Origin of the sequence: Pantoea eucalypti (genome assembly GCF_009646115.1) — a bacterium.
GTDB classification, from domain to species: domain Bacteria; phylum Pseudomonadota; class Gammaproteobacteria; order Enterobacterales; family Enterobacteriaceae; genus Pantoea; species Pantoea eucalypti.
On sequence record NZ_CP045720.1, the window covers coordinates 1473426 to 1486039 of the forward strand.

Genomic DNA, 12614 nt, shown 5'->3' on the forward strand with positions numbered 1-12614 from the left:
GACACCGCCATGGCCAATGGCCTTATTGACTACGGGAATTGATGCATGAAAAGAAGAGAAGTTTTACAGACCGCCGCCTCCGCTCTGGTGGGGGCTCTCTCCGTGAGCACCTTTTCCAGCTACGCTGCAAAAAGTAACGGTATTGCCCTGAAGCCGGTTGATGCCACTAATATCCCGAAAGGCGACGTGCCGATCCTGACGCCAGAAAATGTCTACGCGATGCCACCGCAATTCTGGCAGAGCTTTGAAGGAAAACTCTGGATCGGTAAAGCGGGTGCGGATGCCAGTAAGCCTGGCAACCAGATTCCGGTCTTCCTGCGTGACGCCAGCGGTAAGGTGTCTGAGATTGCGCAGCCCATCGCGCTGAATAAAGGCAATTTTACCCAGTTTATTCAGGACAATGCCGCATTGATTGCCGATCCTTCGCATTCGATGACGGTGGAAGACAGCAACGGTCAGACGCTGTTCAACATTGCGGATGTCAGTCGTCCGGGCGCTGCAGATTTCAGTCAGCGTCTGGCGCAGCCAGCGGGTTATCAGCTGATTGGTGAGATTGCGTCTGTGGCGGAGTTACGTAAAACCCGTCCACTGTTTGAAGGGGCCAAGGTTAAGCTGAAAAGCTGGCATGAAGGACGGGAAGTTGGCGGCGGCGAGTTTGTCGGGAGCTTCCAGCCTGCCCAGAATGATGGCGGTGTGAATTTTGCCGGTGAGGGGTTCTCCTGGCGTCGTGTGGTAGACGATTTTAACCGCCTGACGCTGTTTGATTTCGGTGCGATTGCCGATGGCAAAACCGATACGGCACCCGCCATTATGGCGATGTTCCAGTGGTCGCAGCAGGCTAACCAGCAGATCTGCGTCCAGTTCCCGGCCGGTACCTTTATGGTCTCAGCCTGTAACCTTGGCGATAAGTATCTCAACTTCTTCCGCATGTCCGGTGCGATGGTGAACTTCGGCTATTTTCCAGCGACCACAATTGTCTCGGATGGTAAGTCAGCGTTCGTCTTTGAGATGAACGCCCGTCGCGTTGAACTTTCCAACCTGATTTTTAATGGCAACAGCGATAAGAGTGCAAATCAGCAGGGCTTTTTCCATAACAACTGTCCTGGCGGACAATATTTCCGGGGTGCCTGCCTGCGCTTTAACGCCGTTGGCGGCACGGCCATCAGCCTGCAGGATACCCTCGATTGTAAAATTGACCAGTGGTACGCCTCTCGTTGCAGCGGCGACGTAATTAAATCGGGCTGGTCAGGGCAGAAGCAGGGCAAATGGGACCACAGCACCGCAATTGAGCTGTCAAACTTCAATGCGCAGCACTGTCGTGGCGGTAAAGTCCTTAACCTGCCGCGCTGCGGTCAGTCAATTATCCATAACGGCTGGATTGAGCACTGCGATAACCCAGGCGATCTCTCCAACGGCCAGTGGATCGTTGATGCGCTGAGCATTGAGGATTGTAAGAATCCGCTTATCGCCCATAACACTCGCCTGAATATGCGTCAGACCAGTCTCCAGTCGGGCAGCTGGATTGATAACTCCATGCAGGGCGATCGTCTGCTTAGCATCTGGGAAATGGGCTCTACCCGCGTTGAGTCCTATGGCGTCGCACTGGATGGCAGCCTGAAGTACAACTACATCACCTCGCGCTGGCGCTTAGAGAACAACACGAATCAGGAAACCTGGTTTGATCTCGGCAGCCTCTACTCACCGACGGTGGGGGATTCATGGGAGATCGAGATTTTCGGTCAGTCGCAATTCAGTAACGGCAGTGGTGATAAGCCGCTGATGAACCTGATCGGCGACAAGACCACCGGCGGCCGCGCGGTAATCCACGTGCAGCGTAAGAAAGACCGCTCGGAAGCGAGCTGGTCAGCCGAAGGCAGCTGCCCGATTGTGGATGTGCGCTATGTGGCTGAGCATGACACCGATGTGCATCTCTACGTCAAACTGGCGGGCTGGACGCCGTCGGCTGCCGTGCTGGTGAAAACCACCGGTAAAGATCGCTTTGTGACCGGGCGCTGTGCGCGGGTCAATGCGGTAATGGAGAAGGGCAATCCACCGTCAGGTGACGCGACGAAACGCGCGCCACAGCGCTTCAGCCTGCACAACGGCAAAGCGGGTATCGGTGCCAACGAGCAGGGCGATCTGTTAATGGCTTCCCGTCCGATCGCTGCCGATCAGGTTGATACCAGTAAGCCAGAAGGGTTTGTTTCCGTGGTAATCAACGGGAAACAGGTTGCACTGCCTTACTTCGCGATTAAGTCGTAACAGCGTCTATAACGGCCGCCAGAATGGAGGCGGCCGGTTTCAACAGGAGCACTACCTTTGGGTGCGTTATCCCGTAAAGCATTACTTTTAAACAGAGTTCATTTTGCCCATTGCGGATCTGGGCGGCTTTCAGAATTAAAAAAAATTCATTCGGAGTTTTTATGAAAATTTTATTGGTGGGTAACCACACGTGTGGGAACCGCGGGGATGGCGCGATTCTTCGTGGACTGATTGATTCAATGCGGTCTGCACGGAGTGATTTAGAGATTGACGTTATAAGCCGTTATCCAACCAGCTCCGGTTATCTGCTCCAGCAGGATATACAGCAGGATGCGCTGTATCTGCACAACAGCAAGTCTGGTAAAGGTCTGGTCGGTTCGTTTAAACGTAAAGTCGCGAACCGCCTGATGCCCGATATCATGATGGCGCATCTGGGCAAGGGCGGTATCTTTAAGTCCTTCTCAGTACCACCGCACCTGAAAGCGTTTACGGAAAGTCTGGAAAAATATGATGCGATTATTCAGGTGGGCGGATCGTTCTTCGTTGACCTCTATGGCGTAACCCAGTTCGACCATGCGCTCTGTGCACTGATGGCCAAAAAGCCGATCTACCTGATTGGTCACTCGGTGGGGCCTTTCCAGAACCCGCGCGTTAATGCGCTGGCGAATTTTGTCTTTGATCGGGTCGACAGCCTGGTGCTGCGCGAATCGGTCAGCCTTGATCTGATGAAGCGCGATGGTGTGACCAGCTCTAAAGTGGCGTCTGGTGTGGATACCGCTTTCCTGGTACGTGCGCGTGAAGTCGAAAACCCAAGCCATAACCTGCTCTACTGGCAGGGCATTATCGATGGTCGTAAAACCATCGCGATCACCGTGCGTGAACTGGCGCCGTTTGATAAACGTCTGGGTGTCACACAGAAAGAGTATGAAGCAGCATTTGGCCGGGTCATCAACGCCATGATTGCGGAAGGCTATCAGGTTGTGGCGTTCTCAACCTGTACCGGCATCGACAGCTATGCCAAAGATGATCGCATGGTCGCACTGACACTGCGTGACCACGTGACGCAGCCTGAACATTACCATGTCATCATGGATGAGTTTAATGACCTGGAGCTGGGCATCCTGCTGAGTCATTGTCATCTGACCATTGGTACCCGCCTGCACTCGGCGATTATCTCCATGAACTTTGGCACCCCGGCTGTGGCAATCAACTACGAGCACAAGTCGATGGGTGTGATGAACCAGCTTGGTCTGCCGCAGATGGCAACCGACGTAAAAAGCCTGATGGATGGCTCGCTGATCGATAAGGTAAAAACGGTCCTTGCCGATTACGACAACATCAAGCTGAAGGTCAACACGGCCGTTGCGAATGAAAGGGAAATTGGCAACCGGATCACTGAAGAGATTCTCAAAGTATTAGGGTAATGTGATGAAACTGACTTTTTTCACCATGCGTTTCCCGGTTGCCTCTGAGACATTCGTACTAAATCAGGTAACCCATTTTATTGATGCCGGTTACGAGGTGGAGATCATTTCAGTCTTTCCCGGCGATTTAGTGAACCGGCATGCCGCGTTTGATGAGTATGGTCTGGCGGCGAAGACGCACTATCTGCTGCCGGAAGAGAAAATCTCAATTGTCGATAAGCTGAACCAGCGTATCAAACTGGTGCTGCCAAAAGTGACCAAACCGTCGCTGCTGCGTTCGCTGAATGTGCGCCGTTATGGCGCGCAGTCCAGTAAACTGCTGCTGCCGTCGATTGTGGCGAATGCAAAGCAGACCTTCACTGCAGATGTGTTCCTGGTGCATTTCGGCTATGCCGGTGCGCTGGCGAACAAGCTGCGTGAACTGGGCGTGCTCAAGGGTAAACAGGCGACCGTGTTTCATGGCGCCGATATTTCCCGTCGTCACATTCTGGAAGAGCACAAACTCGATTACGTCAATCTGTTCCGCCAGAGTGAGCTGATGCTGCCTATCAGCCATCTGTGGGAAAACAAGCTGATCGAGATGGGCTGTCCGCCGGAAAAAATTCACGTGACGCGTATGGGCATTGAACCGGAGAAATTTAACTTCCAGCCGCGGCAGGCGTTCCAGACGCCGCTGCGTATCGTTTCGGTGGCGCGTCTGACCGAGAAGAAAGGGCTGGATGTGGCGGTCAAAGCCAGCGCCATCCTGAAGCAGCGTGGCGGTCAGTTTCAGTACACCATCATCGGCAATGGCGATCAGGATGAGATGATGCGTGATTTCATCGCCCGCGAGGGGATGGAGGATTGCGTCAGCATGCCGGGCTTCAAACCGCAGGAGGAGATTCGTCGTGCGCTGAGCGAAGCCGATATCTTCCTGCTGCCGTCTAAAACCGCCGCAGATGGTGACATGGAAGGTATTCCGGTTGCACTGATGGAGGCGATGGCGGTGGGCCTGCCGGTGGTCTCAACCTTCCACAGTGGTATTCCGGAACTGATTGAGAACAACGTGTCTGGCTGGCTGGTGGAAGAGGATGATCCTGAGGCGCTGGCGGAAACGCTGCTGAAGCTCTCTCAGGGCGAAGTGGATGTGGCGCCAGTCGTCGCAGCTGCACGTCACAAAGTTGAGACTGAATTTAATCAGCATATCGCCTATGGCGAACTGGCACAGATTCTGGAGCGACTGGTGTGAGTGGATTTAAGTCACAGGCGATTTGGCTGTTCGGCAGCACCTGCTTTTCCGCAGTGTTGCAGGTTGCACAGCTGAGCTTTCTCGCCCGCAAACTGGAAACCCACGAGCTGGGCCTGTTAGCCATCATCAACGCCATCCTGGCGGTGGCGGGTGTGCTGCAGGATATGGGGATGAGCAGTTATCTGGTGCATCGCCAGAATATTACTCGTCGTGAGCAGAGCACTATCTACTGGGTGAACGTCTCACTCAGCTTGTGCACCGGTCTGATCATGTTACTGATCGCCTTCCCGGTTTCCTGGTTCTATCATTTGCCAGAGCTGACCGGGCTGATCATGCTGACCAGCCTGAACTTCCTGGTGCTGGGGCATCTGTCCCAATATCAGGCGCACTACATCAAAACCAAGCGGATGGTCTCGCTGGCGAAGATTGAGATGGGCACCAAGCTGTTTGCCTTCCTCTGTGTCGTGGCGATGCTGGAGTTCACCTCGCTCACGGTGGCAGCCGCGATTCTGGGTCTGTTTATCAACGCCTTTACCCGCATCCTTTGCATGATTGCGCTGGGCGAAAAGTCATGGCGTCCGACGTGGGAGTTCGACAAAGCGACCTTTATCGGCGCCATTCGCTACGGCAGCTATCAGCTCGGCTCGCAGACTATTAATCAGCTGCGTACCCAGGCGGATGCGCTGGTGGTGGGTAAAGTGATGGGTGCCGAGATGCTGGGTGTCTACTCGCTGGCGAAAGAGCTGGTACTGCAACCGCTGAAGCTGGTCACGCCGGTGATCAACCGTCTGGCACTGCCACGTTTTGCTGAAAAGCAGCACGATGCCGAGCAGCTGAAAAAGCTGTTCCTGAAGGGCACGCTGGGGATCATGTTGTTCAGCAGCGCGATGTACCTGGTGATTGGTATCTTCTCGCCGGTCATCGTCCGTGTACTTTATGGTGCGTCGCATGAGCAGGTTTATCATCTGATCCCGCTAATGCTGCTGTTTGGCATGCTGCGACCGATGGGCGGCCTGACTGGGGCGATTTCACAGGCCAACGGGCGGACCAACGTAGAGTTTTACTGGAACATTGTGGCGAGTATTGTGGTGCTGGCCGTACTGGCGACCACCTTTATCTGGCCTAACGTGCTCTACGTGGCGCTGACGCTCTCTATCTCGCAGATCCTGATCTCCGCACTGGCGCATCCGTTCTTTATCAAGCCGGTGATTGGCATTCGGTTTATTCCTTATGCCCGTCAGTGGGTGGCGGTGTCGGTGGTATTTGTCGGTGTGATGTTGCTGGTAAATCACTTTAATCTGTTTGTGATGCCAGAGTGGTTTGAAGGCTGGCTCTGATTACTGCACAGATATATCAACGGGCGACCTTAGGGTCGCCCGTTTTCATTTATGGCTGGTCTCAGGCATCCAACGGATAGTGCTGCAGATCACAGTCGTCATATTCGATTACTGATTGTCTTTATTCAGTTTATGCCGTATCTGGCAATGGGCAAAATGCCGAATTTCCAAGATATGACAGAGAGTTACTGTCCGCTTTTCAGATAAAGATTATACTTGGACTTCCGGCCGATCCTGCATAATCGACCCACATCTTCATTTTATTAAACGGAATAAATATGACCAAGCTTAAAGCAGTAATCCCCGTTGCGGGCCTCGGTATGCATATGCTCCCTGCGACTAAAGCCATTCCGAAAGAGATGCTGCCTGTCGTCGACAAACCGATGATCCAGTACATCATTGACGAGTGCGTTGCCGCGGGTATTAAAGAGATTGTGCTGGTCACGCATGCATCTAAAAATGCAGTAGAAAACCACTTCGACACCACTTACGAGCTGGAAGCACTGCTCGAAGCACGCGTTAAGCGTCAGCTACTGAGCGAAGTGCAGTCTATCTGCCCGCCAGGCGTAACGATCATGAACGTGCGTCAGGCACAGCCACTGGGCCTGGGTCACTCCATTCTCTGTGCCCGTCCAATGATCGGTGATAACCCGTTCGTGGTGGTGCTGCCAGACGTCCTGCTGGATGATTCTACCGCGGACCACATGCGTTATAACCTGGCTGCAATGGTTGCCCGTTTCGAAGAGACCGGCCACAGCCAGGTTCTGGCACAGCATATGCCAGCGTCCGATCTGACTGAGTACTCAGTGATCACCACTGCAGAGCCGATTGAACACCCAGGTGACATCAGCACCATCACCGATTTCGTTGAGAAGCCAGAAGATACTGCAGGACTGAGCTCTGACCTGGCAGCGGTAGGTCGCTATGTTCTTTCTGCTGATATCTGGGCGGAACTGGAGCGCACTGAGCCAGGCGCATGGGGTCGTATTCAGCTGACCGATGCGATTGCCAGCCTGAGCAAAAACAAAACCGTTGATGTTTCGCTGCTGACCGGTCACAGTTTCGACTGCGGTCGTAAACTTGGATACATGCAGGCGTTTGTCTCTTACGGACTGCGCAGTAACACGCAGGGTCGTGAGTTCCGCGAAGCTATCCAGACCATCCTCGCAAAACAAAAGTAATAAATTCGCCGCGTTCTGCGCGGCAGATTGAAAGGAGCTCACATGGCAATTTTAGTAACGGGCGGAGCAGGGTATATCGGCTCCCATACCGTACTGGCGCTGTTGCAGCGCGGTGATGATGTTGTGGTTCTGGATAACCTCTGCAATGCCTCACGCGAAGCGATTAATCGCGTTGAGAAACTGGCGGGTAAGAAAGCGACCTTCGTTGAAGGTGATATCCGCGACCGCGCCTGTCTGCGTGACCTGTTCGCATCAAATAACATTTCAGCCGTGATTCACTTCGCAGCCCTGAAAGCAGTGGGTGAATCAACCCGCATGCCGCTGGAGTATTACGAGAATAACGTTGCGGGCACCGTGGTACTGCTGGAAGAGATGCGTAATGCCGGCGTCTGGAACTTCATCTTCAGCTCATCAGCGACCGTTTACGGCGCAGATGCACCGGTTCCATACGTTGAGACCACCCCGATTGGCGGTACCACCAGTCCTTACGGCACCTCTAAACTGATGACCGAGTTCGTGATGCGCGACTTCGCTAAAGCAGAGCCGAAGTTCAAGGCCATTGCCCTGCGTTACTTCAACCCGGTTGGCGCGCATGAGTCTGGCGAAATTGGTGAAGACCCGACGGGTATCCCGAACAACCTGCTGCCATACATCGCGCAGGTTGCGATTGGGCGTCTGGAGAAGCTGGGCGTGTTTGGCGGTGATTACGATACGCCAGACGGTACCTGCCTGCGTGACTATATCCACGTGGTAGACCTGGCGGAAGGGCACCTGAAAGCACTGGACCACCTCAATAAAGTTGAGGGCTACACGGCCTTTAACCTGGGCGGCGGCAAAGGCTTCTCTGTACTGGAGATGATCAAGGCGTTTGAGAAGGCGTCTGGTAAAGCGATTCCGTTTGAAATTAAGCCACGCCGTGATGGCGATTTGCCTGCATTCTGGGCCGATGCGTCACTGGCAAACAGTGAGCTCGACTGGCGCGTGACGCGCGGCATCGATGAGATGATGCGCGATACGTGGAACTGGCAGAGTAAGAACCCGGATGGGTTTAAGTAGTTGAAAACAGAAGGCGAACATAGGTTCGCCTTTCTTATATTTGGTTTGAATTATCTTATAAGACCTTTCTCAATATTCTGATTGCATCGTCCTGGCGCATCAGCAACCATCATCTGTGCCTGCAAAGCGCTCATAAGTTGAACTAACACCCTCGGCATAATCGCATTTTATTCGTAATAGCTATACCTGAGTGATAGAATTTACGATGGTTGAATGATAAACCCACTTAACTAATTTCATTAATAAAGTGATATCAATCAATTGAATGCTGAACACCTGGCGAGTTCATGTTTCAGCATACTTATTCGGTCAAAGATAATCAGCATCGTGGGAGCTGTAACCCAGGGGCGGTAGCGTGCTCTGAAAACACCTATGATTGTCTGCTTCTTATTCAGGCGCCCATGCCTCAGATAGCTTGTCAGGAATAAATACGTTATGAAGATTCTTATCACTGGTGGTGCAGGTTTTATCGGTTCAGCGGTTGTGCGTCATGTTATCAACAATACGAACGATGAAGTCATAAACGTTGATAAACTTACTTACGCAGGCAATCTTGAATCGTTGAAAGAGATTAGCAGCAATCCACGCTACACCTTTAAGCAGATCGATATCTGCGACGGTCAGGCTATCACTGAAGCGTTAAATGAATTTCAGCCAGATGCCATCATGCACCTTGCCGCAGAAAGCCATGTAGACCGTTCAATCACCGGTCCGGCGGAATTCGTACAGACCAACGTGGTTGGCACCTATGCACTGCTAGAGGCAAGCCGTCAGTACTGGAGCGCTCTGCCTGAAGAGCGTAAATCAGCTTTCCGTTTTCACCATATTTCAACGGATGAAGTCTATGGTGACTTACCTCATCCGGACGAGATGGACGGTGAACTACCGCTGTTTACCGAAGAAACCCCTTATGCGCCAAGCAGCCCTTACTCGTCAACGAAGGCAGCCAGCGATCATCTGGTACGCGCCTGGGGCCGAACCTACAAGTTGCCGGTGATTGTGACAAACTGTTCAAACAACTACGGTCCTTACCATTTCCCGGAAAAACTGATCCCGTTGATTATCAGTAATGCGCTGGAAGGCAAACCGTTACCTATCTATGGCAAAGGCGACCAGATTCGTGACTGGCTCTATGTTGAAGACCACGCGCGCGCGCTCTATACCGTGGTGAAAAATGCAGAGACCGGCACTACCTATAACATCGGTGGTCATAACGAAAAGAAAAACATCGATGTTGTGCTGAAAGTCTGCGAACTGCTGGATGAGCTGCGACCAAAAGCAACCCCGTACAGCGATCAGATTACCTACGTTCAGGATCGTCCGGGTCACGATCGCCGCTACGCGATCGACGCCGCTAAGATCGAAAAAGATCTTGGCTGGAAACCGGAAGAGACCTTTGAAACGGGCCTGAAAAAAACCGTTGAATGGTATCTCAACAATTCGCAGTGGGTTGAGCATGTCAAGAGTGGTGCTTATCAGAACTGGATCGAAGAAAATTACGAGAAGCGTAGCTAATGAATATTTTGCTTTTTGGTAAAAACGGTCAGGTGGGTTGGGAGTTACAACGGGCGCTGGCTCCGCTTGGAAAATTGACGGTTGTTGACCGTCAATCAGCTGATTACTGTGGTGATTTTGAAAATCCCGCCGGCATCGCCGAGACAGTTCGAAAGCTCAATCCGAACGTGATCGTGAATGCCACTGCTTACACTGCTGTTGATAAAGCCGAAACTGAGCAAGATAAAGCGCACGTGGTCAATGCAACGTCTATTGAAGCATTGGCACAGGCAGCCGAGGAAATCGGCGCGTGGCTGGTTCACTACTCAACGGATTATGTTTTTGACGGTTCAGGTGATAGACCCTGGCGCGAAGATGATGCAACCGCTCCGCTGAATGTTTATGGACAGAGTAAGCTGGAAGGTGAGCAAGCCATTGTCCGCCACATGAGCCGCTATCTTATTTTCCGTACAAGCTGGGTCTACGCAGCTAAAGGTAATAACTTTGCCAAAACGATGCTGAAACTGGCAAAAGATCGCGATTCATTATCAGTAATCAATGACCAGTTTGGTACACCAACCGGCGCTGAGTTGATTGCTGACTGCACTGCTCATGCAATCAGAGTTGCTCTGAATGACAGGACCGTTACTGGTCTGTATCACCTGATTGCAGGGGGAGAGACAACCTGGCATGCCTATGCCACTAAAGTGATAGAGTTTGCAAAAGCGCAAGGCATCGAACTGCAGGTACAGGCAATTAAAGCTGTGCCAACGAGTGCGTTCCCTACACCGGCTAAACGACCGGCAAACTCAAGACTCAATACAGAAAAGTTTCAACAGGCCTTTGGTCTGAACCTGCCCGACTGGACAGTTGGCGTTGAACGTATGTTGCTTGAAACTCTTATTTAATAGAAGCAGGCCGCAATAGCGGCCTGGCCAATTAAGGTGAAATTGTGAAAAAGAATAAAGGCATTATTCTCGCTGGTGGCTCAGGAACGCGCCTCTATCCGGTAACGATGGCAGTCAGCAAGCAATTGCTGCCGGTTTACGACAAACCAATGATTTACTATCCACTCAGTACGCTGATGCTGGCAGGAATTAATGACATTCTGATCATCAGTACCCCGCAGGACACGCCGCGCTTTGAAAGTCTGCTGGGAGATGGCTCACAGTGGGGAATTTCGATTCAGTATAAAGTTCAGCCTAGCCCTGATGGTCTTGCTCAGGCATTTATCATTGGTGAAGAGTTTATTGGTGACGACTCAGTCGCGCTGATCCTTGGCGACAATATTTTCTATGGTCACGATCTTTACAAGCAACTTGAAGCTGCATCGAAGAAAGATGATGGGGCAACTGTCTTTGCCTATCACGTCACTGACCCTGAGCGTTATGGCGTTGTTGAATTTGATAAAGATGGCAAAGCCATTTCTCTGGTAGAAAAACCTGAACATCCTCGCAGCAACTATGCAGTGACCGGTCTCTATTTCTATGACAACAGTGTTGTGGAAATGGCGAAAAACCTTGCGCCATCACCCCGCGGTGAACTGGAGATTACGGATATCAACCGGATCTACATGGAGCAGGGGAAGCTTTCTGTATCAATTATGGGCCGCGGACACGCCTGGTTAGATACCGGCACACATCAAAGCCTGATGGAAGCGAACAATTTTATCCAGACTATAGAATCACGTCAGGGGCTAAAAGTTGCCTGTCCGGAAGAAATCGCATTCAGAATGGGTTTCATTAATAAAGAGCAATTACAGGAACTGGCCAAACCATATCTTAAAAATGAATATGGCAAATACCTGATGGCGCTGGTTGAAGGACGTTTATAATGAATATTATTGATACTAAAATTCCTGACGTAAAAATCATTGAGCCTAAAGTGTTTGGTGACGAACGTGGTTTCTTTCTGGAAACATTCCAGAGTGAAAAATATAAACACGCGCTCAATATCGAAGGTGAATTCGTACAGGATAATCACTCACGTTCAGCAAAAAATGTATTAAGAGGTTTACACTTCCAGCGCAATAATCCTCAAGGGAAGTTGGTTCGTGTTGTAAGAGGCGAAGTATTTGATGTCGCAGTCGACATCAGACCCGAATCACCAACGTTTAAACAATGGGTAGGGGTCTATCTCTCAGAAGAAAATAAAACCCAATTCTGGGTTCCGCCGGGCTTGGCTCATGGCTTTGTGGTCATTTCAGATTATGCAGACTTTGAGTATAAATGTACCAATTATTATGATCCGTCAAGCGAAGGTTGTCTTTCATGGAATGACCCAGAATTAGGGATTGACTGGCCTGTTTCAGACCCTATTCTATCTGAAAAAGATAAATCCGGATTGCTGCTTTCTGAGTTAAAATAATTACATCAGGAATTGATAATAAGGATGAGCCAAAGAAAAGCCCATCCTTAAATTGTTTGAAACGTGTAACTTATTAAATCTTACTAAGCAAGATATAAATATTAATCAGGAAAAATTAAGTTTACGTCAGGTTTTATGAATATCAACGGGTGTAACTAAATAGATTTCAAAAATCAATCAACATTGGTTCGATCATCATCACCTTTGGGACTGTGTTAGCTTAAGATTAAAAAATATTTCGTCACAGCAGTAAATACTCCAGCCC

The 12614-nt window shown here is 51.0% G+C and carries 10 protein-coding genes; all 10 read left to right on the forward strand.

The window, feature by feature from the left end; all coding sequences use genetic code 11:
• Nucleotides 1-45: 45 nt before the first annotated feature.
• The 10 genes from EE896_RS06785 (at nt 46) to rfbC (ending at nt 12349) form a co-directional block, all read left to right on the forward strand.
• Nucleotides 46-2262 carry a phage tailspike protein gene (locus tag EE896_RS06785; protein WP_004571289.1) on the forward strand — a complete coding sequence of 739 codons (2217 nt, stop codon included), beginning with the start codon at nt 46-48 and terminating at the stop codon, nt 2260-2262.
• Between the two features lie 161 nt (nt 2263-2423).
• Complete coding sequence (wcaK, locus tag EE896_RS06790; protein WP_008926077.1) at nt 2424-3686, forward strand: colanic acid biosynthesis pyruvyl transferase WcaK; 1263 nt, start codon at nt 2424-2426, stop codon at nt 3684-3686.
• Between the two features lie 4 nt (nt 3687-3690).
• Nucleotides 3691-4914: a glycosyltransferase gene (locus EE896_RS06795; RefSeq protein WP_004571291.1), complete on the forward strand. Its 1224-nt coding sequence runs from the start codon at nt 3691-3693 to the stop codon at nt 4912-4914.
• Nucleotides 4911-6251, forward strand: a complete 1341-nt coding sequence (locus tag EE896_RS06800; protein WP_004571292.1) for a lipopolysaccharide biosynthesis protein — start codon at nt 4911-4913, stop codon at nt 6249-6251. The genes EE896_RS06795 and EE896_RS06800 overlap by 4 nt, the downstream gene beginning before the upstream one ends.
• A 278-nt stretch (nt 6252-6529) precedes the next feature.
• Entirely contained in the window at nt 6530-7432 is a 903-nt protein-coding gene (galF, locus tag EE896_RS06805) for a UTP--glucose-1-phosphate uridylyltransferase GalF (protein ID WP_004571293.1), read from the forward strand.
• A 42-nt stretch (nt 7433-7474) separates the two neighbouring features.
• Nucleotides 7475-8488 (forward strand): UDP-glucose 4-epimerase GalE, encoded by a 1014-nt coding sequence (gene galE / locus EE896_RS06810; protein ID WP_140916239.1) that lies wholly within the window; start codon nt 7475-7477, stop codon nt 8486-8488.
• A 435-nt stretch (nt 8489-8923) separates the two neighbouring features.
• Nucleotides 8924-10003: a dTDP-glucose 4,6-dehydratase gene (gene rfbB / locus EE896_RS06815; RefSeq protein WP_004571295.1), complete on the forward strand. Its 1080-nt coding sequence runs from the start codon at nt 8924-8926 to the stop codon at nt 10001-10003.
• Nucleotides 10003-10890 carry a dTDP-4-dehydrorhamnose reductase gene (rfbD, locus tag EE896_RS06820; protein WP_140916238.1) on the forward strand — a complete coding sequence of 296 codons (888 nt, stop codon included), beginning with the start codon at nt 10003-10005 and terminating at the stop codon, nt 10888-10890. The genes rfbB and rfbD overlap by 1 nt, the downstream gene beginning before the upstream one ends.
• A gap of 44 nt (nt 10891-10934) precedes the next feature.
• Entirely contained in the window at nt 10935-11816 is an 882-nt protein-coding gene (rfbA, locus tag EE896_RS06825; protein WP_110411257.1) for a glucose-1-phosphate thymidylyltransferase RfbA, read from the forward strand.
• Complete coding sequence (gene rfbC / locus EE896_RS06830) at nt 11816-12349, forward strand: dTDP-4-dehydrorhamnose 3,5-epimerase (RefSeq protein ID WP_039659809.1); 534 nt, start codon at nt 11816-11818, stop codon at nt 12347-12349. The genes rfbA and rfbC overlap by 1 nt, the downstream gene beginning before the upstream one ends.
• Nucleotides 12350-12614: the final 265 nt, after the last annotated feature.

Bases quoted from the DNA above. Each gene is read 5' to 3' on its own strand.
- galF (WP_004571293.1), top strand. From the start codon at position 6,530: ATGACCAAGCTTAAAGCAGTAATCCCCGTTGCGGGCCTCGGTATGCAT.
- rfbC (WP_039659809.1), top strand. From the start codon at position 11,816: ATGAATATTATTGATACTAAAATTCCTGACGTAAAAATCATTGAGCCT.
- rfbB (WP_004571295.1), top strand. From the start codon at position 8,924: ATGAAGATTCTTATCACTGGTGGTGCAGGTTTTATCGGTTCAGCGGTT.
- EE896_RS06795 (WP_004571291.1), top strand. From the start codon at position 3,691: ATGAAACTGACTTTTTTCACCATGCGTTTCCCGGTTGCCTCTGAGACA.
- wcaK (WP_008926077.1), top strand. From the start codon at position 2,424: ATGAAAATTTTATTGGTGGGTAACCACACGTGTGGGAACCGCGGGGAT.
- galE (WP_140916239.1), top strand. From the start codon at position 7,475: ATGGCAATTTTAGTAACGGGCGGAGCAGGGTATATCGGCTCCCATACC.
- rfbD (WP_140916238.1), top strand. From the start codon at position 10,003: ATGAATATTTTGCTTTTTGGTAAAAACGGTCAGGTGGGTTGGGAGTTA.
- EE896_RS06785 (WP_004571289.1), top strand. From the start codon at position 46: ATGAAAAGAAGAGAAGTTTTACAGACCGCCGCCTCCGCTCTGGTGGGG.